Origin of the sequence: Streptomyces umbrinus, assembly GCF_030817415.1 — a bacterium.
GTDB classification, from domain to species: domain Bacteria; phylum Actinomycetota; class Actinomycetes; order Streptomycetales; family Streptomycetaceae; genus Streptomyces; species Streptomyces umbrinus_A.
The window spans coordinates 2883365-2908066 of the sequence record NZ_JAUSZI010000002.1 but is presented as its reverse complement, the minus strand read 5'-3'; the positions used below and the strand labels follow the sequence as shown (position 1 = coordinate 2908066).

The following is a 24702-nucleotide window of genomic DNA, read 5'->3' as shown; positions in this document are numbered from 1 at the left end:
CGGGTTGGTATGGGGCGGGAGTTGGCGGCAGCCTTCCCGGTTTTCGCGGCGGCTCTGGATGAGGTGTGCGGACACTTCGATGGTCTGCTGGACCGGCCGCTGCGTGAGGTGTTGTTCACCGACGCGGGGGCGCTGGGGGAGACCGGGTGGGCGCAGCCTGCGTTGTTCGCGGTTGAGGTGGCGTTGTTCCGGCTGGTGGAGTCGTGGGGTGTCACGCCGGATTATCTGGTCGGTCATTCGGTTGGTGAGTTGGCTGCCGCGCATGTGGCCGGGGTGCTGTCGTTGGCCGATGCCTGTCAACTTGTGGCGGCTCGGGCGGGGTTGATGCAGGCGCTGCCTTCGGGTGGGGCGATGTGGGCGGTGCGGGCGACGGTGGATGAGGTCGCCCCCTTGCTGGTCGAGGGTGTGTCGGTGGCGGCGGTGAACGCCCCGGGTCAGGTGGTCCTCTCCGGGACCCGCGAGGCCGTCGAAACAGTCGCGGCGGCCCTGCCCGACCGTCAGGGGCGCTGGCTGGAGGTCAGCCATGCCTTCCACTCGGTGCTGATGGACCCGATGCTGGACCAATTCGCTGCTGCGGCAGGCGGGTTGACGTACGCCACCCCCCGTATTCCGATCGTCTCCACGTTGACGGGGGCGCCGGTCACCGAGTTCACCGCGTCGTACTGGGTGGACCAGGTCCGCGGGACGGTCCGCTTCGCCGACGCGATCACTCACCTCACGTCTCTCGGCGTCAGCCGCTTCCTCGAGCTGGGCCCGGACGCCGGTCTCGTAGCGGCGATCGGTGAGACCCACGAGGGCGCCCTGGCCGTAGCGGCGCTGAGCCGTAAGCAGTCCGAACCCGTCACCGCCGTCACGGCTTTGGCCCGTCTGTGGACGGACGGCGTCGACGTCGACTGGACGGCGCTCTTCCCGGGGCCCGCCCCAGCCACCGTGGACCTGCCCACCTACGCCTTCCAGCGGCGGCGCCACTGGTTCGACACGGTGGCCGCGCCTGCCGTCGGCGAGGAGGCTGTGACCAGCGCTGCGGCCGCGCGCCTTGCCGCGGCCGGCTTGCCGGACGAGCGGCGGCGCGTCCTGCTCGACCTGATCCGGGCGCGCGCGGCCGCGGTGCTCGGATACGAGGGCGCCGAGGCGGTTTCGGCCCGGGCATCGTTCAAGGACATCGGGTTCGACTCGCAGTCCCTGGTCCGGCTGCGCGGGCAGATCGGCGCCGACCTGGACGTCGACCTGCCGATCACGCTGCTGTTCGACCACCCCACTCCGGCGCTGCTCGCCGAGCACCTGTTGCGCGTGGCGCACGGCGGGCCCGCGGAGCCCGCCGCACCCGAACCGGCCCGCACGGCCACCGACGAACCGCTCGCCATCGTCGGCATGGCGTGCCGCCTGCCCGGCGACGTCGACGGCCCGGACGCGCTGTGGCAGCTGCTCATGGCCGGTGGCGACGCCGTCGGCCCGCTCCCCTCCGACCGGGGCTGGGACGTCGACGCGCTGTACGACCCCGACCCGGACCGGCCCGGCACCAGCTACGTGCGGGCCGGCGGATTCCTGGGCACGGCCGCCGAGTTCGACCACGAGTTCTTCGGCATCTCCGCCCGTGAGGCGCTGGCCATGGACCCGCAGCAGCGGCTGCTGATGCAGACCGCCTGGGCGGCGTTCGAGCACGCCGGGCTGCTGCCGGACGACCTCAAGGGCAGCGACACCGGTGTGTTCGTGGGCGTGATGCCACCGGACTACGGCAGGTCGGACAGCGTGCCGGACGAGCTGGAGGGATACCAGGTCACCGGCGGCGCGCCGAGCGTCGCCTCCGGGCGGCTCGCCTACCATTTCGGCTTCACCGGGCCGGCCCTCAGCATCGACACGGCCTGTTCCGGCTCCCTGGTCGCGCTGAACATCGCCGCCCAGTCCCTGGCCTCGGGCGAGTGTGAACTCGCCCTGGTCGCCGGGGTGTCGGTGACCTCCACGCCCACGCCGCTGATCAGCTTCAGCCGGCTGCGCGCGCTGTCCACCGACGGCCGCTGCCACGCGTTCGCCGAGGACGCGGACGGCTTCGGCATGGCCGAGGGTGTCGGCGTCCTCCTGGTGGAGCGGCTCTCCGCGGCGCGCCGCCACGGGCACCGGGTGCTGGCGCTGGTACGCGGCAGTGCGGTCAACCAGGACGGCGCGTCGAACGGGCTGACCGCGCCCAACGGCCTGTCCCAGCAGCGGGTGATCCGCCAGGCGCTGGGCCGGGCCGGCCTCGGCCCCGCCGACGTGGACGCCGTAGAGGCGCACGGCACCGGCACCCGGCTCGGCGATCCGATCGAGGCGCAGGCGCTCATGGCGACGTACGGCGAAAGCCGGCCGGCCGAGCGGCCGCTGTGGCTCGGCTCGGTCAAGTCCAACGTGGGGCACACCCAGGCGGCGGCCGGCGTCGTCGGCGTGATCAAGATGGTGCAGGCGCTGCGGCACGGCACCCTGCCGAGCACCCTGCACGTGGCCGAACCGACCTCGCGGGTGGACTGGGAATCGGGCGGTGTCCGCCTGCTCGCCGAGTCCCGGCCCTGGCCGGACACGGACCGGCCGCGCCGGGCCGGTGTCTCCGCGTTCGGCATCAGCGGCACGAACGCGCACGTGATCCTGGAGCAGGCCCCGGTGCCGCTGCCGGAGCCCGTGGCGGAACCGGCCGCGGGCGGTCCGTCCGCCGTGCCGTGGCTGCTGTCGGCCCGCGACCCGCAGGTCCTGCGCGACCAGGCCGCGGCGTTGGGCCCATGGGCCGACAGCGGTGCCGACCCGGCGTCGGTGGGACGGGAACTGGCGACGGCACGGACCTGGTTCGAGCACCGGGCCGTGGTCGTCGGCGGGCACGACGAGGGGCTGCGGGCGCTGGCGGCCGGTGAGCCGTGCGCGCACGTGGTATCGGGTGTCGCGGGGCCGCTGGGGCGGACCGTGTTCGTCTTCCCGGGGCAGGGTGCGCAGTGGGTCGGCATGGGCGCCGGTCTGCTGGAGAGCTCCGAGGTGTTCGCGCGGGCCGTCGCTCAGTGCGAGGAGGCGCTGTCGGCGTACGTCGACTGGTCGCTGACCGATGTGCTGCGGGGTGCCGAGGGGGCCGCGTCGCTCGAGCGGGTGGACGTGGTGCAGCCCGCGTCGTTCGCCGTGATGGTCGCGCTGGCCGCTGTATGGCGCTCGTACGGGATCGAACCGGCCGCCGTGGTCGGGCACTCGCAGGGCGAGATCGCCGCCGCCTGCGTCGCCGGAGCACTGTCGCTGCAGGACGCGGCGCGGGTGGTGTGTCTGCGCAGCAAGGTGCTGACCGCGCTGGCCGGACGTGGTGCCATGGCCATCGTCGCGGTGCCCGAGGAACAGGCCGACGACCTCGTGTCCCGCTTCGCGGGGCGGCTGTCCGTCGCCGCCGTGAACGGGCCGGGCATGGTGGTGCTCTCCGGAGACCCCGCGGCCCTCGAGGAGGTGAGTCGCGACTGCCGGGAGCGCGGTGTGCGCGTGCGGACGATCCCCGTCGACTACGCCTCGCACTCCGCGCACGTCGAGGAGATCCTCGACGAACTGGGCGAGCTGCTCGCCCCCGTCCGGCCCCGCACGCCGCAGGTGCCGTTCTTCTCCACCGTCACCGCCGACTGGATCGACTCCCCGGCGCTCGACGCCGCCTACTGGGGCACGAACCTGCGCCGCCCCGTGCGTTTCGCCGAAGCGGTGCGCGCGCTCGCCCGGCAGGGCCACGGACTCTTCGTCGAGTGCAGCCCGCACCCGGTGCTGCTCGCCGCGACCGAAGAGACCCTGGCCGAGTACGGCGACGCCTGCGCCGTGGGCTCGCTGCGCCGGGACGACGGCGGGCCCGACCGCCTGCTCCTCTCGCTCGCCGAGGCGTGGGTGCGCGGCGCGCCCGTCGACTTCGGCCCGGCGTTCCCCGACGGGTCCGCCCGGCCCAGGGTCGACCTGCCCACCTACCCGTTCCGGCGCCGCCGCCACTGGCTCGAGGCGCCCGCCCAGGCCGCCGCGCGCCAGGAGGCCGCCGTCATCGACAGCTGGCGGTACCGCGTCGACTGGACCCCCGTGCCGGGCACCGGAGATCCGTCGCTCACCGGCGACTGGCTCGTGCTCACCCCGAAGAGCCCGCTGCGGGACGACCTCGTCAAGAGGGTGCTGACGGGCCTCGCCCGTCACGGCGCCGTCCCCCACGCCGTCGGCGTGGACGAGCTGGCGCGCGAGGGCGCCGCGCTGCCGGACCGGATCGACGGCATCCTGTCGCTGGCCGCCCTCGACGAGCGGCCGTGCGACGACGAGCCCGTGGTCACCGCCGGCCTGGCGGACACCGTCGCCGCGGTGCGGGCCCTGGCCGGGATCGCTCCCGACGCCCCGCTGTGGCTGGCCACTTCGGGTGCGGTCGGCACCGCCCCCGACGACCCGGTCCGCTCCCCTTTCCAGGCGCTGGTGTGGGGGCTGGGCGTGGTGCTCGGGCTCGAGGAGGCCGGCCGCGCCTGCGGCCTCGTGGATCTGCCGGACGAACCGGGCGAGGACTGCCTCGCGCGCCTTGCGACAGTCCTGTCCGGGGCCACCGGAGAGCATGAGGTGGCCGTACGCGACAACGCCGTGTTCGCCCGCAGACTTGTCAAGGACCCCGCGTCGGAGGCCGCGCCGTGGCGGCCGCGCGACACCGTGCTGATCACGGGCGGCACCGGCGTCCTGGGCGCCCATGTGGCGCGCTGGGCCGCCCGGCACGGAGCGGCCCACCTGATCCTGACCAGCCGCCTCGGCCCGGACGCACCCGGCACGGCAGAGCTGAGAGCCGAACTGACCGCGCTCGGCGCGCGGGTGACGGTTGCGGCCTGCGACGTCGCCGACGCGGACCGGCTCGCCGCCCTCCTCGCGACGATTGAGGACGACCGTCCGCTGACCGCCGTCGTGCACGCCGCCGGGGTCACCCACCCGGAGACACCGGTCGGCGGCCTGTCCACCGCCGAACTCGCCCGGGTGCTGCGGGCAAAGGTCGAGGGCGCCCGCAATCTGGAGGCACTCACCGCGCACCTGGACCTGGACGCCTTCGTCCTGTTCTCCTCCGGAGCAGGCATCTGGGGCGATGTGGGCAAGGCCGGATATGCCGCCGCCAACGCCTACTTGGACGCGTTCGCCGCCGAGCGGCGCGCCCGCGGCGCGGTGGCCACGTCCGTCGCCTGGGGAGCCTGGGACGGCGGCATAGCGGAGGGAGACGCCGCCGATCTGTTCACGCAGCGCGGCGTCTGCCTCATGCCGCCCGAGCGGGCGGTCCGCGCGCTCGCCCGCGCGGTGGGCCAGGGCGACACCACCGTCGCTGTCGCCGCCTTCGACCTGGCCCGCTTCCTGCCGCTGTACACGATGACGCGGGACCGCCGCCTGGTCGCCGAACTCAGTACGGCACAGCAGGCCGCGCAGCCGGTGCCGGGCCCGTACGCGAACGGCGTCGAGCCCACGCCGGAGCCGTCCACGTCCCTCGCGGACCGGCTCGCAGGTCTGCCCGCCGGGGAGCGGGAGAGCGCCCTGACGGACCTGGTCCGCGGCGAATCCGCCGTAGTGCTCAAGGCCGACGGGCCGGAGGGGGTGCGGCTGCGCTCGACCTTCAAGGAACTCGGCTTCGACTCCCTCACGGCGCTCGAGTTCCGCAACCGGCTGGCCGTCGCGACCGGACTGAAGCTGCCCGCGTCCCTCATTTACGACCACCCCACTCCGGCCGCCCTCGTTCGGCATTTGAGCGATGAGCTGTTCGGAGGGGCCGACGACGTACTGGCCGAACTGGACCGCATGGAAGCCCGGTTGTCCGCTCTGCCGGACGAGGAGCGCGACCGGCTCGGCCTGACCGACCGACTGCGTGCCCTGCTGCGCCGGGTGGAACCGGCCGAGCACACCACCGTCGGCGCACAAGGCGACGACGACCTGACGACGGCTTCAAACGACGAGATCTTCGACCTGATCGACCGGGAGTTGGGTATCAGATGAGCGGTGACGCGACCGAACAGCGGCTGCGGGAGTACCTGAACCGACTCACCGCCGAGCTGCGGACCACCCGTAAGAGGGTCCGGGAGCTGGAGGACAAGCGGACCGAGCCCATCGCGATCGTCGCGATGAGCTGCCGCTTCCCCGGCGGCGCCGACACCCCGGAGCAGTACTGGGAGTTGATCGAGGCCGCCGCCGACGTCGTCGGCGAGATGCCCGACGGCCGCGGCTGGGACCTGGACGGCCTGTACCACCCCGACCCCGACCACCCCGGCACCAGCTACACCCGGCGCGGGGCGTTCCTGGCCCGTGCCGCCGAGTTCGACGCCGGGTTCTTCGGGATCTCGCCGCGTGAGGCGCTCGCCATGGACCCGCAGCAGCGGCTGCTCCTGGAGACGTCGTGGGAGGCGATCGAGCGGGCCGGGATAAACCCTGAGAGCCTGACCGGCGAACGCGCGGGCGTGTTCGTCGGTGCGAGCAACGCGGGCTACGGCGCCGATGTACGGGCGACGCCCGAGGGCGTCGAGGGCCATCTGCTGACCGGCGGCCACGACTCCCTGATGTCCGGGCGGATCGCCTACACCCTGGGCCTGGAGGGGCCCGCCGTCACCATCGACACGGGGTGCTCTTCGGGCCTGGTGGCCCTGCACCTGGCCATCCAGGCGCTGCGCGACGAGGACTGCTCCCTCGCGCTGGCGGGCGCCGCCGCCGTGATGGGCCATCCGCTCAACTTCACCGAGTTCAGCAGGCAGTCCGGGCTCGCCGTGGACGGCCGGGTCAAGGCGTTCTCCGACGACGCCGACGGGACCGGCTGGGGCGAGGGCGTTGGCGTTCTGCTCCTGGAGCGTCTGTCGGACGCCCGGCGTAACGGGCACCACGTACTGGCCGTTGTCCGCGGCTCCGCCGTGAATCAGGACGGTGCGTCCAACGGTCTCACCGCGCCCAGTGGTCGGGCCCAGCAGCGGGTGATCCGGCAGGCGTTGGCGAGCTCGGGTGTATCGGCGGCCGAGGTGGATGTCGTGGAGGCGCATGGCACGGGTACGACGCTCGGGGACCCGATCGAGGCGCAGGCGCTGTTGGCGACGTATGGCCAGAACCGGCCTGAGGGCCGTCCGCTGTGGCTGGGCTCGGTGAAGTCGAACATCGGGCACACCCAGGCCGCCGCCGGTGTGGCGGGTGTGATGAAGATGGTGCTGGCGATGCGGCATGGGCTGATGCCGAAGTCGCTGCATGTGGGCATGCCTTCTTCGCATGTGGACTGGGATGCGGGTGCGGTGGAGCTGTTGTCCGAGGCGCGCCCGTGGTCGCGTGAGGAGGGTCGTCCACGCCGTGCGGGTGTGTCGGCGTTCGGGATCAGTGGGACGAACGCGCACGTGATCCTGGAAGAGGCTCCCGAGGAGGCTCCCGAGGAGGCTCCCGAGGAGGCTCCCGAGGAGGGGCCTGAGGCGGCTCCCGGAGAGGCCTCCGGAGCGGCGGCGGTCGAGTCGTCGTCGGTGGTGCCGTGGGTGTTGTCGGGGCGGAGTGCCGAGGTCCTGCGGGGTCAGGCCGGCGCGTTGGGCTCTGTGGTGGATACGGCTGATGTGGTGGGTGTGGGGTGGTCGTTGGCGACGGCGCGTGCGCGGTTCGAGCATCGGGCGGTGGTCACGGGGTCGTATGCGGCCGGGCTGGCGGCTTTGGCGGGGGGTGAGCCCGCGGGGCAGGTCGTGTCGGGGGTTGCGGGTCCGGTGGGGCGGACGGTCTTCGTATTTCCGGGGCAGGGTGCGCAGTGGGCGGCCATGGGTGCCCAGCTCCTCGATGAATCACCGGTGTTCGCGGGTGTGGTCGCGGAGTGTGAGGCGGTGATGGCGGGGCTGGTGGACTGGTCGGTTACTGATGTGCTGCGGGGTAGTGCGGACGCGCCGTCGTTGGAGCGGGTGGATGTGGTGCAGCCCGCATCATTTGTGGTGATGGTGGCGTTGGCGGCGTTGTGGCGTTCGTACGGGGTTGAGCCGGCGGCGGTGGTGGGGCATTCGCAGGGGGAGATCGCCGCGGCCTGTGTGGCGGGGGTGCTGTCTCTGGAGGATGCGCTGCGGGTGGTGTGCCTGCGCAGTAAGGCGATCGCGGAGTCGGCCAGTGGGGCGGGCACGATGGCCTCGGTCGGTGCCGGTGCCGCTCAGGTCGAGGAGGTTCTCGCTCCGTGGGGTGGGCGGGTGTCGGTCGCGGCGGTGAACGGGCCTTCGCAGGTGGTTGTCTCCGGTGAGGTGGCCGGGGTCGAGGAAGTGGTCGCGAGATGCCAGGAGTTGGGGCTGCGGGCGCGGCGAATCGCCGTGGACTACGCCTCGCATTCGGCGTCGATGGATGTCCTGCAGGTCGGCCTGGCCGATGCTCTGGCGGGCGTTGTTCCGCGGGCGGGTGATATTCCGCTGTTGTCGACGGTGACGGGTGAGTTCGTCGACGGCTCGGTGATGGACGGCGGCTATTGGTTTACGAATCTGCGTTCGCGGGTGCGGTTCGCGGAGGCGGTGGAGAGGCTCGCCGCCGACGGTTACGGCGTGTTTGTGGAGGTGTCCTCGCATCCGGTGCTGACGGCCGCGGTCGAGGAGGTGGCCGGTGAGTGCGTTGTCACTGGTTCTGTGCGTCGTGCTGATGGTGGTCTGGAGCGGTTCCTGGGCAGTGCTGCGCAGTTGTGGGTGCGTGGTGTCGAGGTCGACTGGACGAAGGCCTTCCCGGCGACGCGTCCCGCCCTGGTCGACCTGCCCACCTATGCCTTCCAACGCACCCACTACTGGCTGCAGGAGCAGGAGCAGGAGCAGACGGGCTCCGGCCCGAACGCGCAGGACCCGGTCGACGCCGACTTCTGGGCGGCCGTTCGCGGGGGCGACATCGGTGCGCTCGCCGACGAGCTGGGCCTCGCGGAGGACGCGCCGTTGAGCGTTGTGCTGCCCGCGCTCGACGGCTGGCGCGAGCGTCGGGCCGCCCATTCGGTGCTGGACACGTGGCGTTACAACATCGCATGGCTACCGCGCACGCCTCGCACGGATGTGCGGTTGTCCGGCAGTTGGGTCGTGGTGAGCTCGGCGTCCCAGCAGGACGGTGACACCGTCGCGCTGGTCGCCGACGGTCTCCGCGAGCGTGGCGCCGACGTCACACACGTGGTGCTCGACGCCGGGCACGACCGACGTCAGATCGGGGAGACGCTGGCCGCGCACGCAGGTGCGGCCGGTGTGCTGTCGCTGCTCGCGCTGAACGAGCAGGCGCACCCCGAACGTCCCGGGCTGACCGCAGGGCTCGCGCTGAACCTCCTGCTGATGCAGGCCGTGGTGGAGCGGGAGGAGCCGGTTCCGCTGTGGCTGTGCACCAGGGACGCGGTCTCGGCGGGCCGTGCGGACCGCGTGAGCCACCCGGAGCAGAGCAGCACGTGGGGCCTGGGCCTGGTCTTCGGCCTGGAACATCCGCAGTCGTGGGGCGGCGTGATCGATCTGCCGGAGGAGCTGACGGCCCGCGACATCGGCCTGCTGGCCGACGCCCTGAGCGCCGACGACCACGAGGACCAGGTTGCGATCCGTTCCGGTGAGGTGCTCCTGCGCCGACTGCGGCGCGATCCGCGGCGGGATACTTCCGGAGCGTCCTTCCGGACGAGTGGCGCGGCCCTGATCACCGGCGGCACTGGCGGCCTTGCCGCGCACACGGCGCGCTGGCTCGCGACGTGCGGCGTTGAGCATCTCGTCCTTGTCTCCCGGAGCGGCCCTGACGCACCCGGCGCCGGTGAACTCGCCGACGAATTGCGGGCGTTGGGCCCCCGGGTGACGGTCGCCGCAGCCGACGTCTGTGACTACGAGGCGCTGGCGAGGCTCGTCCGGGAAGTGGAAGCCGACGGGGCGTCGCCGATCAGGACCGTGGTGCACTGCGCGGGGGTGAGCCGGTTCGCCTCGCTCCAACAGGTGGAACTCGCGGAGTTCGAGGATGGCGCGGCGGCCAAGCTGGTCGGCACGGCCAACCTCGACCGGCTCTTCGACCGCGACGACCTGGACGCGTTCCTGCTCTATTCGTCGGTGGCCGGGCTGTGGGGCGCGGGCGACCACGGCTCGTACTCGGCGGGTAACGCCTATCTCGACTCGGTCACCCGGAACCGGCGCGCCCGTGGCCGCACCGGGACGACGATCTACTGGGGTCTGTGGTCCGCCGACGACGGCATGGGCGAGGCCGCGGCCGAGTCGAACTCCCTGAACTGGTACGGCATGCGATTCATGGACCCGCGGACCGCGATGGCCGGACTGCGGCAGGCGATGGCCGACGACGAGGAGTTCATCGTCATCGGCGACGTCGACTGGGCGGACTTCAGCCGCGTCTTCACCGCCGCGCGCCGACGCCCGCTGCTCGACGAGATCCCCGAGGTCAAGGCCGCCCTGGCGGATGTCGAAGCGTCGGCGGCCGAGGAGAATCCGCTGCTGGAGCGGCTGCGTCCGCTGGCCGCCGACGAGCAAGAGTTCTTCCTGCGCGATCTGGTGCGCACGCACGTCTCGCATGTGCTCGGGCACGCCTCTTCGGATGCTCTGGAGAGCGCACGGTCGTTCCGTGACCTCGGCTTCGACTCGCTGCTCGCGGTCGACCTGCGCAACTCGCTGCGCACCGCCACCGGTCTGAAGCTTCCCACCACCCTCGTCTTCGACCACCCCGACATCGACCGTCTCGTACGGCATCTGCACACGGCTCTGCTCGGCGAAGAGGAACAGACGGATGCCGGGGTCTCGCCCGCCGCGACCGTCGTCCCCATGACCGACGACGACGCGATCGCGATCATCGGTATGGGGTGCCGTCTCCCAGGCGGGATCAGCGGTCCGGATGACCTGTGGAGGCTGCTCGCGGACGGCGGCGACGCCGTCACCGCCTTCCCCGGAGACCGGGGGTGGGACCTCGCGGCGCTCTACAGCCCGGATCCGGACGAAGCGGGACGCACGTATGCCCGTACCGGCGGATTCGTCCGGGACGCGGGCCACTTCGACGCCGGGTTCTTCGGGATCTCGCCGCGCGAAGCCATCGCGATGGATCCGCAGCAGCGGCTGCTCCTGGAGACGTCGTGGGAGGCGATCGAGCACGGCCGGATCGACCCGCACAGCCTGCGCGGCAGCGACTGCGGGGTTTTCCTCGGCGTCGGAGCCGACGGGTACGGCGCGAATCTGCGGCAGGTTCCGGACGGGGTGGAAGGACACCTGATCACCGGGACGGTCACCAACATCGCCTCCGGACGCATCTCGTACACGCTGGGCCTCGAGGGTCCCGCGGTCAGCGTGGACACCGGATGCTCCTCCGCCCTGGTGGCCCTGCACCTGGCCGCGCAGTCGCTCCGGTCGGGCGAGTGCTCGCTCGCGCTCACCGGAGGCGCCACGATCGCCGCGGAGCCCACGGGTTTCGTCGGCTTCAGCCGGCAGCGTGCCCTTGCGGAGGACGGCCGGAGCAAGGCGTTCTCCGACGACGCGGACGGCATGGGCCTCGCGGAGGGCGTTGGCGTTCTGCTCCTGGAGCGTCTGTCGGACGCCCGGCGTAACGGGCACCACGTACTGGCCGTTGTCCGCGGCTCCGCCGTGAATCAGGACGGTGCGTCCAACGGCCTCACCGCGCCCAGTGGTCCGGCCCAGCAACGGGTGATCCGGCAGGCGTTGGCGAATGCCGGGATGACCTCTGCCGAGGTGGATGTCGTGGAGGCGCATGGCACGGGCACGATGCTCGGGGACCCGATCGAGGCGCAGGCGCTGTTGGCGACGTATGGCCAGAACCGGCCTGAGGGCCTTCCGTTGTGGCTGGGCTCGGTGAAGTCGAACATCGGGCACACCCAGCTCGCCGCCGGTGTGGCGGGTGTGATGAAGATGGTGCTGGCGATGCGGCATGGGCTGATGCCGAAGTCGCTGCATGTGGGCATGCCTTCTTCGCATGTGGACTGGGATGCGGGTGCGGTGGAGCTGTTGTCCGAGGCGCGCCCGTGGTCGCGTGAGGGGGATCGTCCACGCCGGGCGGGTGTGTCGGCGTTCGGGATCAGTGGGACGAACGCGCACGTGATCCTGGAAGAGGCTCCCGAGGAGGCTCCCGAGGAGGGGCCTGAGGCGGCTCCCGGAGAGGCCTCCGGAGCGGCGGCGGTCGAGTCGTCGTCGGTGGTGCCGTGGATCCTGTCCGGGCGTAGTGGTGCTGCTTTGCGGGGTCAGGCCTCTGTGCTGGGGCGGTTGACCGACGAGGCTGATGTGGTGGGTGTGGGGTGGTCGTTGGCGACGGCGCGTGCGCGGTTTGAGCATCGGGCGGTGGTGACGGGGTCGTACGGGGCGGGGTTGGCGGCTTTGGCGGTGGGTGAGCCGTCGGGGCAGGTGGTGTCGGGGGTTGCGGGTCCGGTCGGGCGGACGGTGTTCGTGTTTCCGGGTCAGGGTGCGCAGTGGGCGGCCATGGGTGCCCAGCTCCTGGATGCGTCACCGGTGTTCGCGGGTGTGGTCGCGGAGTGTGAGGCGGTGATGGCGTCTCTGGTGGACTGGTCGGTCACCGATGTGCTGCGTGGCGGTGCGGACGCACCGTCGTTGGAGCGGGTGGATGTGGTGCAGCCCGCATCATTTGTGGTGATGGTGGCGCTGGCCGCGCTGTGGCGGTCGTACGGGGTTGAGCCGGCCGCTGTGGTGGGGCATTCGCAGGGCGAGATCGCTGCCGCGTATGTGGCGGGTGTGCTGTCGTTGGAGGATGCCGTCCGTGTCGTGTGCCTGCGTAGCAGGGCGATTGCGGCGGTGGCCGGGCGGGGCGGGATGGCCTCGGTCGCGGCGGCTGTCGAGCGGGTGGAGGAGGTGCTGACAACCTGGGCGGACCGGGTGTCGGTCGCGGCCGTCAACGGGCCTTCGCAGGTGGTGATCTCGGGTGAGGCCGCGGCGCTGGACGAGGTGGTGGCCGAGTGCGGCCGGCTGGAGATCCGGGCGCGGCGGATCGCGGTGGACTATGCCTCGCACTCCCCGGCCATGGAGGTGCTTCGGCTTGAGCTGGCCACCGAGTTGGCGGGCGTTGTTCCGCGGGCGGGTGATATTCCGCTGTTGTCGACGGTGACGGGTGAGTTCGTCGACGGCTCGGTGATGGACGGCGGCTATTGGTTTACGAATCTGCGTTCGCGGGTGCGGTTCGCGGAGGCGGTGGAGAGGCTCGCCGCCGACGGTTACGGCGTGTTTGTGGAGGTGTCCTCGCATCCGGTGCTGACGGCCGCGGTCGAGGAGGTGGCCGGTGAGTGCGTTGTCACTGGTTCTGTGCGTCGTGCTGATGGTGGTCTGGAGCGGTTCCTGGGCAGTGCTGCGCAGTTGTGGGTGCGTGGTGTCGAGGTCGACTGGACGAAGGCCTTCCCGGCGACGCGTCCCGCCCTGGTCGACCTGCCCACCTATGCCTTCCAACGCACCCACTACTGGCTGCAGGAGCAGGAGCAGACGGGCTCCGGCCCGAACGCGCAGGACCCGGTCGACGCCGACTTCTGGGCGGCCGTCGAGAGCGATGACCCTGAGGCGGTCGCGGGCACGCTCGGGGTCGAGGACCCCGCCGGGCTGGAGTCGATGCTCCCCGTGCTCGCCGACTGGCGACGCCGGCGGCGCCAGGACTCCGCACTGGACTCGTGGCGCTACGACATCCAGTGGCAGCCCCTCACCCACGGCGTGACGCCGCGGATCGACGGCTCCCGCTGGCTGCTGCTGGCCCCGGCCGGCGGGCACGCGTGGCAGGAGCGGGCCCGGCAGGCCCTCGCGGCGTCCGGCGCCGACGTGAGCGTGCTCGAGATCGTGGAGGGCGACCGGGCCGAACTGACCGCGCGGCTGCGCGACGTCGGAGCGGAGGCCACCGGCGTCCTGTCCCTGCTCGCGCTCGGCGACCGGGCGGACCGCGACGGGACCGCCCCGGAACAGCAGGACCTGGACCGGGCGGTGCTGGTCGTCCAGGCGCTCGGTGACGCCGGGATCACGGCGCCGCTGTGGATCGCCACCCAGGGCGCGGTCGGCATCGGACGCTCCGACCGGCCGCCCGTGCCGGAGCAGGCCCTGCTGTGGGGGCTGGGCAGGATCGCCGCCCTGGAGTACCCGCAGCGGTTCGGCGGTCTGGTCGACCTGCCGGCCGACGCGGACAAGCGGGCGGGCGAGTGGCTGGTGCGCGGGCTCGGCGCTCCCGACGGCGAGGACCAGGTGGCGGTACGGGCGGGCGGGCTCTACGCACGCCGGCTGGCTCGCAAGCCGCTGGCCGCCACCCCGGTACGGAACTGGCGCCCCTCCGGCACCGTTCTGGTCACCGGCGGCACGGGCGGCATCGGCGCGGAGGTCGCCGCCTGGCTCGCGGCGAACGGCGCCCGGCACCTGCTGCTTACCAGCAGGCGCGGCGAACAGGCCCCGGGTGCCACGGAGTTGACGCAGCGTCTGACCGGGCTCGGTGCCCGCGTCACCATCGCGGCGTGCGACGTGGCGGACCGTACGGCGCTGCAGAAACTGCTCGACGGCATCGACCCCGAGCACCCGCTGACCGCGGTCGTGCACGCGGCGGCCGTCCTCGACGACTGCCTCCTCGACGCGCTCGGCCCGGAGCGGGCCAGGACGGTGCTGCGCCCCAAGGTGGTCGCCGCACACCATCTGCACGAGCTGACCAAGGACCTCGGCCTCGACGCGTTCATCCTGTTCTCCTCGCTGGCCGGCACGCTCGGCCTGCCCGGACAAGGCAGTTACGCGGCGGCCAACGCCTACCTGGACGCGCTGGCGTCGGCCCGCCGCGCCGCGGGACTCCCGGCCACGTCACTGGCCTGGGGCGCCTGGGCCCGGGTCGGGCTCGCCACTGGTGAGGTGGGCGCGTCGCTGCGCCGCGACGGAGTGGCCGCGATGGCCCCGGAGACGGCGATCTCCGGGCTGCAGCAGGCACTTGACCACGATCTCGGCTACCTCGCCGTCGCCGATGTCGACTGGCGGGTGTTCGGTCCGTCATGCACGGCGGGCCGCGCCGGGCGGGTGCTCGAACAGTTCCCGGAGGCCCGGGAGACGGCGCCGGCGCGGTCCGACGAGCCGCAGGACGACGGCGGCTTCGCGGCCGGACTCGCGGGGCGTTCCCCGGCCGAGCGGCAGCAGGCGCTCCTCGAACTGGTCCGCAGCCATGCGGCGGCGGTCCTCGGCCTGCCGGGGCCGGACGGGTTCGACGCCGACCGGGCCCTGCGCGACCTGGGCTTCGACTCGCTGACGGCCGTCGAACTGCGCAACCGGCTCAACACGGTCACCGGCCTGCGGCTGCCGGTCACCGTGGTCTTCGACCACAACACCGCGCACCAGCTGTCCCGGCACCTGTTCTCCGAACTGTTCGGCACGGACGGCGAGAAGACCGTGTCGCCGCAGCTGCCCACGCGCGAGTCGGCTGCGGCCGCCGCTCGGGGCGGCGCGGTGGACGACGACCCGGTGGCGATCGTCGCGATGAGCTGCCGCTTCCCAGGCGGCGTGAGCACGCCGGAGGAGTTCTGGGAGCTGCTGGCCGAGGGCCGCGACGCGGTCGCCGGCTTCCCCACCGACCGCGGCTGGGACCTGGAGGGCAGCTACCACCCGGACCCCGACCACCCGGGCACGCACTACACACGTGGCGGCGGATTCCTGGACGAAGTCGGCGCGTTCGACCCGATGTTCTTCGGCATCTCGCCGCGCGCGACACCGGCCATCGACCCGCAGCACCGGCTGCTCCTGGAGACCTCCTGGGAGGCGTTCGAGCGGGCAGGGATCGACCCGGCGACGCTGAAGGGCAGCCCGGTCGGGGTATTCGTCGGGGCGAACCAGACCGACTACGGACCGCGGGCCGCCGCCTCGGTGGGCGAGTTCGAGGGCCAGCTCGCCACCGGCAGCGCGGCCAGCGTGGCCTCGGGCCGGGTCGCATACACCTTCGGGCTCGAGGGCCCCGCCGTCACCGTGGACACGGCCTGCTCGTCCTCGCTGGTCGCCCTGCACCTGGCCGCCCAGTCGGTGCGCTCGGGCGAGTGCACGATGGCGCTCGCGGGCGGCGTGACCCTGCTCTCGACGCTGTACACGTTCATCGAGTTCAGCCGGCAGGGCGCGCTCTCCACGGACGGCCGGTGCAAGGCGTTCTCCGCAGAGGCCGACGGGGCGGGCTGGGCCGAGGGCGCCGGCATGATCCTCGTGGAGCGTCTGTCGGACGCCCGGCGTAACGGGCACCGCGTGCTCGCCGTCGTCCGCGGCAGCGCGATGAATCAGGACGGGGCCTCCAACGGAATGACCGCACCCAGCGGACGCGCCCAACAGCGGGTGATCCGCCAGGCGTTGGCCAACGCGGGGCTCGACGCCGCCGACGTGGACCTGGCGGAGGCGCACGGCACCGGTACCGCGCTCGGCGACCCCATCGAGGCGGAGGCGCTGCTCGCCACCTACGGTCAGGACCGGCCCGCCGACCGGCCGTTGTGGCTGGGCTCGGTGAAGTCGAACATCGGCCACACCCAGGCCGCCTCCGGTATCGCCGGTGTCATCAAGACCGTACTGGCGATGCGGCACGGCGCCATGCCGCGCACCCTGCACATCGACCGGCCCACCGAGCACGTCGACTGGTCGGCCGGAACCGTGCGGCTCCTCGCCGACGAGCGTGCCTGGCCGGACGACCACGGGCCGCGCCGCGCCGCGGTGTCCTCGTTCGGCATCAGCGGCACGAACGTTCACCTGATCGTCGAAGAGGGCCCGGCGGCCGCACCGGCGCTCCCGTCCGGCGCCCCGGCGACGACGGACGGAGCCGCACCGGAACTGCTGCCGTGGACACTGTCCGCCCGTACGCCCGCCGCACTGACCGAACAGGTCCGCAATCTGCTCGGGGCCCTCGACGCGGAGCCCGGCCACGACGCGGCGGCGATCGGCCGCGGCCTCGCGGCGCGCTCCCGCTTCGAACACCGTCTGGTGTGCTGGGGCACCGACCGCGACGCGCTGCGCGACCGGCTCACCGACTGGCTGGACGGACGCACCGGCGCACCGTCGGCCGCGGGCACCGCGAGCGGCGGCAGGACCGCGTTCCTGTTCTCGGGGCAGGGCGCCCAACGTCCCGGCATGGGACGTGAGTTGTACGAGACGTTCCCGGTCTACGCCGGTGCCTTCGACGAGGTCTGTGCCCATGCGGACCTGTACCTGCCCAGGCCGCTGCGTGAGATCGTGTTCGCCGCGCAGGGCAGCCCGGAGGCGGATCTGCTGGATCGTACGGAGTACACCCAGCCGGCGCTGTTCGCCGTCGAGGTCGCGCTGTTCCGGCTCTTCACCTCCTGGGGCCTCACGCCCGACCACCTGATCGGGCACTCCATCGGGGAACTGACCGCCGCTCACCTCGCCGGTGTCTTCACCCTGCCCGACGCGTGCCGCCTGGTCGTGGCCCGCGGCCGGCTGATGGGGCAGGTGCCGGCCGGTGGCGCGATGGCCGCCCTCGCCGTCGCCGAGGCCGAGGTGCGGCCGCTGCTCGCGGACCGTACGGACCGGATCGCCGTGGCGGCGGTCAACGGGCCGCGGGCCACCGTGGTCTCCGGCGATACGAGCGAAGTCGAACGCGTGGTCGAACATTTCGCGGGTCTCGGCCAGAAGACTCGGTATTTGCGGGTCAGCCATGCGTTTCACTCACCTCACATGGACGCGATGCTGGAGGACTTCGCCGCGGTCGTCCGGGACACTCCGATGTCACCGCCGACGATTCCCGTGGTCTCCGACGTCACCGGTGAGACCGCCACGCCCGAGCAGCTGTGCACGGCCGAGTACTGGGTGACGCAGCTGCGCGAAGCCGTCCGGTTCGCCGACGGCATCCGCACCCTCGAGGCGGCGGGCGTGACCCGGTTCCTGGAACTCGGGCCGGACGCCGTGCTCGCCGCGATGGCCGCGGACAGCCGCACGGACGACAACCCCGGCGTGGTGGCGGCGGCCCTGCGGCGCGGCCGCGAGGAGACCGGGACCGCCGTCGGCGCGCTCACCGAGCTCCATGTGCACGGCGGCACCTGCGACTGGTCGGCCTTCCTGCCGGACGGCGACGAGTTCGTCGACCTGCCCACCTACCCCTTCCAGCGGCAGACCTACTGGCTCGACGCCCCGGCCCCCGAAGGGGACGTACACGCGGCAGGCATCGACGCCCCGGGGCATCCGCTGCTCGGCGGAGCCGTCCAACTCGCCGGTGGCGACGGCATGCTGCTGACCGCGCTGCTCTCGTCGAGCCGGCAGCCCTGGCTGGCCGACCATGTCATCGACGGCACGGTGGTGCTGCCCGGCACCGCGTACCTCGAACTCGCCGTCCAGGCGGGCGACCAGGTCGGCTGCGGCCGGGTCGGCGAACTCACCCTGCACGCACCGCTCGCGCTGCCCGAGCACGCGGCGGCACAGCTGCAGATACGAGTCGGTGCCGCCGACGCCGCAGGGGCCCGCTCCCTGGACGTGTACGCGCGGCCGGACGGCGCCGGTGACGAAGCCGAGTGGCACAAGCACGCCACCGGCACGCTGCTGCCCGACGCGCTGCCCGCCGAGCCGCCCCCCGCCGTGTGGCCCCCCGCGGACGCCGAACCGATCGACCTCGACGGCCTCTACTCTCGCCTCGCGGCGAACGGCAGCGACTACGGCCCGGTGTTCCAGGGCCTCACCGCCGCCTGGCGGCGCGGTCGCGAAGTCTTCGCCGAGGTGGCGCTGCCCGACACCACGGACACGGCCGGCTTCGGACTGCATCCGGCGCTCCTCGACGCCGCGCTGCAGGCGGTGTCGGTGGGCACGATCGGCGACGCGGGCGTGATGCCGTTCTCCTGGCAGAACGTCGTGCTGCACACCGCGGGCGCCCGGCAGCTGCGGGTTCGGCTCGCCGACCTCGCCGAGCACACGGTGTCCGTACAGGTCTGGGACCCGGCCGGTACCCCGGTCGCGTACGCCGAGTCGCTGGCGTTTCGCCCGAGGACCGCCGCCGAGCCGCGCGGCCCGCGCGTCGAGTCGCTACTGCGCACCGAGTGGACGCCGGTCCCGGCCGGGACGGCACCCCGGAACGCCACCTGGGCGACGATCGGCGCCGAGGCCATGCCCGGGACACTGGCCGCGCTCTCCGGCGCCGTCACCCTCCACGACCACCCGACGCTGCACGCCCTGGCCGAGTCCGGGGCGGCCGTCCCCGAGCGCGTCCTCGCCGTCGCCCCGTCCTTCGCGGGCGAACCGGCCGAGGCCGCGAGGACCGCCGCCCACTGGGCCCTCGAACTGGTTCAGGGCTGGCTCGCCGACGCGCGGTTCGCCACGTCCAGGCTGGTCCTGGTGACCCGGGACGCGGTGGCCGCCGACACCGACGCGGGACCGGCCGACCTGCCCGCCGCCACCGTCCACGGACTGGTCCGGGCGGCGGTCACCGAGAACCCGGGACGGTTCGCGCTCCTCGACGTCGACAGCGAGAGCGACGCCGACAGCGGCCCCGGCACCGGCGCGCACGACCCGGCCACGGGCGGCGCGCTGGCCGCCGCGCTCGCCGGAGACGAACCCCAACTGGTGCTGCGCGACGGGACGGTGCGCCTCGCCCGGCTCGCCCGCGTGCCCAACGGCACCGCGCCCACCGGATGGGACCCGACCGGCACCACACTGATCACCGGCGGTACCGGCACGCTCGGCCGGCTGCTCGCCCGGCACCTGGTCACCGAGCACGGAGTACGGCACCTGCTGCTGATCAGCCGCAGCGGACCGGCCGCCGCCGGAGCGGACGAACTGCGTGCCGAACTCGCCGCGCAGGGCGCCGAGGTGACGATCGAAGCCTGCGACGCGGCGGACCGCACCGCCCTGCAGAAGCTGCTCGACAGCCTCCCCGCCGAGCACCCGCTCACGGGGGTCGTGCACGCCGCGGGCGTCGTCGACGACGGAGTGGTCACCGCGCTCACCCCGCAACGGGTCGACGGTGTGCTGGTCCCCAAGGTCGACGCCGCGCTGAACCTGCACGAACTGACCGCGTCCGCCGGGCTCTCCGACTTCGTCCTGTTCTCCTCGCTGGCCTCGACACTCGGTGGGGCGGGCCAGGCCAGTTACGCCGCCGGGAACGCCTTCCTCGACGCGCTCGCCGGTCACCGCAGGGCCCAGGGACTCTCCGGACTCTCGCTGTGCTGGGGGCCGTGGGCCGAGCTGAGCACCATGACCGGCAAGCTCGGCGACGCCGACTTCGCGCGGTTCTCCCGCAGCGGCCTCGTACCGATGTCCACCGCCGAGGCGCTCGCCCTGTTCGACGCGGCCCGCGGGCGCGCCGAAGCGGTCCTTGTACCGGTCCGGACGACCCTCGGCGCCTTCGAGGACGGGCAGCCGGAGCAGGTGCCCGCACTGCTGCGCGGCCTGGTGCGCGGCCGGGTCCGCCCGACCGCCGCGGTCGCCGGGACCCAGGGGGCCAGGGCGACCGGGAAGGCCGGGGAGACGGAAGCCGTGCCGGCCGACCGGTTCGGTGCGCTGGCGGGCCCCGCGCGCAAGCGGGCCCTGCTGGATCTGGTGCGCCGGGAGGCGGCGGTGGTGCTGGCCTATCCGGGCCCCGAGCTCGTCGACGTGGAGGCGGGCTTCCTCGATATGGGTTTCGACTCGCTCAGCGCCGTCGAACTCCGCAACCGGCTCAGCAAGGAGACCGGCCTCGGACTGCCGGCGACCGTGCTCTTCGACTACCCGGCTCCGGTCGCGCTCGCCGCGCACCTGTACGAGATCTTCCCGTCCGACGGCGAACGCACCCTGGCCCCGCTCCTGCGTCAGCTGGGCCAACTGTCCGAGAGCCTCCCCGACCTGGCCGACGACGAGGTGCTGCGCGGCCGGCTCGAGACCCGACTGCGGGAGGCACTGAGCCAGTTGACCGGATCGCCCGGCATCCCCGCCCAGGTACCCGGGCCACCCGCGGAGGACCCCGCCATCGCCGACTTCGACGTGGCGAGCGACGACGAGATCTTCCGATTCCTCGACGAGCTGGACACATGACCGGCGAACGGAGCGTACGTCGCCCCCGGGCCGGACTCCTGGCCCGCGACGCGGGCCAGGAGTCCGGCCCGGGGGCCCTTGGGAGCGTTACACCCGGGGCGGCACGAGCGCGGTGAACATCTCGTCGAGCCGTGACGTGGCCGTGCCCTCGAACTGCCAAGGGGTTGCCCGCCGTTGCCGGGCCAGCAGCTCCAGCACGGGCACCACCTCAGCCGGCGAGGGCAGAGCCGTGGCCTCCTCGCGCAGCCGGCTGGCGTTCTGCTGGAAGGAGGTGTCCGCCAGGATGCGCGAGGCCCGCTCGTACACCGCCTCGGGCGTGGCCCGGTCCGTGCCGAGGAGCAGCCCCGCCCCCTGCTGCTCGATACCGGCTCCCCGGTAGAGCTGATCGGCCAGGGGCGTGGTGACGGTGAGCTGCGGGACGCCGTACACGAGGGCGTTGGCGTAACTCCCGAAGCCGCCGTGGTGGATCAGCAGGGAACAACTCGGCAGCAGGGCGTGCAGCGGCACGGAGGACACGGCGCGCACATTGTCCGGCAGCGGGCCCAGCTCCTCGAGCTGCGCCGGCAGCAGCGCGGCCACCACCTCGGCGTCCAACTCCGCCAGCTGCCCGAGGATGTCGCCCTTCGAGACGTAGTCACCGCCGTGCCGCTCGGTGTTGGAGGCGCCCAGGGACATACAGATCCGGGTCCGCTCGGGCGGTGTGCGCAGCCAGTCGGGCACGATCGCCGGGCCGTTGTACGGCACGAACCGGAGGGGAGTGCGCGGCGCGCCGGTGACGATCCCCAGGCTCTCCGGCAGCGGGTCCAACGTGAGCTGCCCGGTGGTCAGTTCCTCGCTGTAGGCGCCCCCGAACTCTTCGGCACGGTCGCTCAGCCATTCAGCGAGCGGATCCTTCCGCTCGGCGGCGGGCACGGTCAGGGCCAGCTCCCGCAGGATCTCGCGTTTCTTCACCCACACGTCCGCGAAGCACAGCGACCGCACATGCGCGGCGCCGACGACGCCCGCGACGATGGGACCGGCGTACGTCAGCGAGTCCCACACCACGAGGTCGGGCCGCCAGGCGCGGGCGAACTCCACCATGTCGGGAATCATCGTCTCGTTGAACATGGCGCAGGCGTACGCGACCACTTGGGCGCGGTAGGCCTCGGCCTCGTAGGTCAGCTTCGCCGGGTCCAGCTCGTTCCAGCTGATCAGCTCCGCCGCCTCCTGCGCGTCGCGATTGGCGTGCATCGACGCGTTGATGCCGTGGTTGGTGCCGGTCGGCACGGCCGTCATCCCGGTGGCGGCGACGACGTCGGCCAGCTCCTTGCAGCTGGCGACCCTGACCTCGTGTCCGGCCGCGCGTATCGCCCAGGCCAGAGGCGTCATGCAGAACAGGTGGGACTTCTCGGGGATGGTCGTCAACAGCACACGCATGGTGGACTCCTGAGGGAGACAGTGATCCGGAGCTCGTCCCATGGTGGTCCCGTGCCGCGACCGGCGCGGGACGCCGCACGGGCATCGGGGGAAACCCTCAGAGTTTTCCTGCAGTGCTTGGCCAGACCCGCGCGCGGCCGACCTAACGCGCTGAGTCGGGAGTGCGCTGCGGAGAAACCGGCACCCAGGCGGCGAAGGCTTCGACGCCGTCCACGACCGCCTCGAAGCGCGCCGAGTGGAACAGGTCGAACGCGTGCTGTCCGCCGGGCAGTTCGGCGTAGACCACGGTGCTCTCCGAGACACGGCGCAGCCGGTCGACGAAGTACCGGGCGCCCTCGACGGGCGCCAGCGCGTCCTTGGTGCCGTGGGCGATGAGGAACGGTGGCGCACCAGGGTTGAGGTACTCATGCGGTTGGTACGGGGACGGCGTCACCTCGGGCTCCTCGCCGAAGAAGTGGCCGTAGTAGCCGTAGAGGCAGATCGCCGCGGTGACCGCGGTGTCGGCCGACTCGAATCCGGGCTGGAACACCGGGTCGTTCGGCGTGAGCGCGCACAGAGCCGCCAGGTTGGAGCCGGCGGAGCTGCCCGCTACGAACAGCCTCGACGGATCGGCGCCGTACTCGGGCGCGTGCTCGCGGACCCAGGCGATGGCCTTCTTGGCGTCGATCTGGTGGCCGGGGAAAGTGGTCTCTGGCTGCAGCCGGTAGTTGGCGCTGATGCACACCCACCCCTGGTCGGCGAGCCGGTAGAGCAGGGGCCGTGCCTCGCGGTTCTTCGCTCCGCCGGTGTACCCGCCGCCGTGGAAGTAGATCAGGACCGGCGCGTTCTGCGGTGTGTCGCGGCGTCGGTAGACATCGAGCAGATTCCGGCGGCCGGCGTCCCCGTAGCGGATGTTGGGGGTCCGCTGCACGCCGCGCTGCCGCATCAGGATCGGCAGCAGCAGGATACGGACCCAGGGCCGGCGGCGGCGCAGCGGTGTGTGCACATGATCCCGCCAGCCGGTCCCAAGCCCCTGTTCGAGGGCGCGCTCGACCACCTGGTCCGTCCGCAGGCCCCGCCAGGCGCACACGGCCATCCCGGGAATGGCGGCGAGGGCCACCGCAGCCGTCACCTTGCTGGCCGACGACTCCAGATCGCCTTGGGCAAAGGCCAGTGCGGTGGAGGCCACCACGGCGAACATGCCCAGGAACGGCAGCTCGTTGAGGATCATGCCGAACCAGAAGCTCATGGTCGCCAGCGGTTGGGGCCGGCGCGGCGCGACAACGCTGAAGAAAGTGCACCAGACCAAGAGCGCGGTTGTTACCACGTATCCCATCGGCATGACCATGATCCTACCCACGTCAAATCTGGGAACACGCCTGGTACTTCCTCGCCTAGCGTTGCCTTGTCATGGAGGTGGCATACGTGGCTCTGGCATCCATATTTGGTACGAATCAGTTCCGCTATGAACCGGGCGGGGTCATCGAGTTCTACGACCAGTACGCGGCGGTGCGCGAATCGTTCGCGCAGGCTTCGGCGTGGACCGGACTCGATGTCGAGGCCCTTGTGCGACAGAACGGGGACTACGACGACGAGGTCCGGCGGCTCGCGGTGCCCGTCGGGCTGGCCGCGGCCCAGCTCGGCATCCAGGACCTGCTCGCGGAGAAGGGGCTGCGTCCGCACATGGCCGGCGGCATGAGCCTGGGCGGCATGGTCGCCTCGTGCATCGCCGGGGCGTGCGAACGCCGGGAGCTCATGGGGCTGTTGATGCGCGGTGAGCTCCGGCCGCTCCAGCCGCAGACGGAGGGGGAGCCGGAGCGGGAAGAGGCCCTTGCCTCCGCCTACCTGGGTCCGGACGACAACCCGGCGGACCTCTGCGCCGACCGTGACGGCGTCTATCTGAGCTGTGACTTCGGCTGGGACAAGGACCGCAGAGTGCGGATCGCCATGCTCAGCGGCTACCGGGTCGCGCTGGAGAAGCTCAGCGCCGAGACCGGCGGCCTGGTCAGCGTCACCGAGGGCACCGATGTGGCGGAGCACAGCCCGCTGCGCGCGGGAGCCCAGGAGGTGACCCGCGGGCATATCACGGCGATGCCGTTCACCGACCCCACGCTGACCCTCTGCTCGTCCTTGGAACAGAAGACCCTCACCCGCGCCGACGAGGTGCGCGAGATGTTCACCAACAACGTCGTCGCGCCCATCAGCCTGGTGCATCTGACCCAGGAAATGGAGCGCCATGGAGCCAGGCTGGGGCTGATCGTGGGCCCCTCACCCAGCTTGGACGCGATGCACTACCCGTTCCCCGTTGTCATCGTCGACAGCCCGGGCGCGCTCTCGCGGGCGGTCGCGGCGGTCTTCGAGCACGGGATCTCACTGCGCCGGTAGGGAGAAGGCGAGCGTCAGCGCGGCCGGGCATGGTGGGTGGCGG

At 72.5% G+C, this 24702-nt stretch carries 5 protein-coding genes; 3 read left to right on the top strand and 2 right to left on the bottom strand.

Annotated elements, in window-relative coordinates:
• Positions 1 to 9 precede the first annotated feature (9 nt).
• Positions 10 to 5964, top strand: a complete 5955-nt coding sequence (locus QF035_RS55750; RefSeq protein WP_444968449.1) for an SDR family NAD(P)-dependent oxidoreductase — start codon at positions 10 to 12, stop codon at positions 5962 to 5964.
• The gene (locus tag QF035_RS13100; RefSeq protein WP_307520386.1) at positions 5961 to 20879 is read left to right on the top strand and encodes a type I polyketide synthase; all 14919 of its coding nucleotides are present in this window, start codon (positions 5961 to 5963) and stop codon (positions 20877 to 20879) included. Before QF035_RS55750 ends, QF035_RS13100 begins: the two co-directional genes overlap by 4 nt.
• An 87-nt stretch (positions 20880 to 20966) precedes the next feature.
• On the opposite strand, the gene QF035_RS13095 is transcribed toward QF035_RS13100, so the two are convergent.
• Both QF035_RS13095 and QF035_RS13090 read right to left on the bottom strand, forming a co-directional pair.
• Positions 20967 to 22295 carry an activator-dependent family glycosyltransferase gene (locus tag QF035_RS13095; protein ID WP_307520385.1) on the bottom strand — a complete coding sequence of 443 codons (1329 nt, stop codon included), beginning with the start codon at positions 22293 to 22295 and terminating at the stop codon, positions 20967 to 20969.
• Positions 22296 to 22437: 142 nt separating this feature from the next.
• The gene (locus QF035_RS13090; protein WP_307520383.1) at positions 22438 to 23523 is read right to left on the bottom strand and encodes an alpha/beta hydrolase; all 1086 of its coding nucleotides are present in this window, start codon (positions 23521 to 23523) and stop codon (positions 22438 to 22440) included.
• Positions 23524 to 23699: 176 nt separating this feature from the next.
• On the opposite strand from QF035_RS13090, the gene QF035_RS13085 reads away from it, so the two are divergent.
• Positions 23700 to 24659, top strand: a complete 960-nt coding sequence (locus QF035_RS13085) for an ACP S-malonyltransferase (RefSeq protein ID WP_307520381.1) — start codon at positions 23700 to 23702, stop codon at positions 24657 to 24659.
• The last annotated feature ends 43 nt before the right edge of the window (positions 24660 to 24702 follow it).

Excerpts from the sequence above, each read along its gene's own strand:
- QF035_RS13090 (WP_307520383.1), bottom strand. The coding sequence starts at position 23,523 with ATGAGCTTCTGGTTCGGCATGATCCTCAACGAGCTGCCGTTCCTGGGC.
- QF035_RS55750 (WP_444968449.1), top strand. The coding sequence starts at position 10 with ATGGGGCGGGAGTTGGCGGCAGCCTTCCCGGTTTTCGCGGCGGCTCTG.
- QF035_RS13100 (WP_307520386.1), top strand. The coding sequence starts at position 5,961 with ATGAGCGGTGACGCGACCGAACAGCGGCTGCGGGAGTACCTGAACCGA.
- QF035_RS13095 (WP_307520385.1), bottom strand. The coding sequence starts at position 22,295 with ATGCGTGTGCTGTTGACGACCATCCCCGAGAAGTCCCACCTGTTCTGC.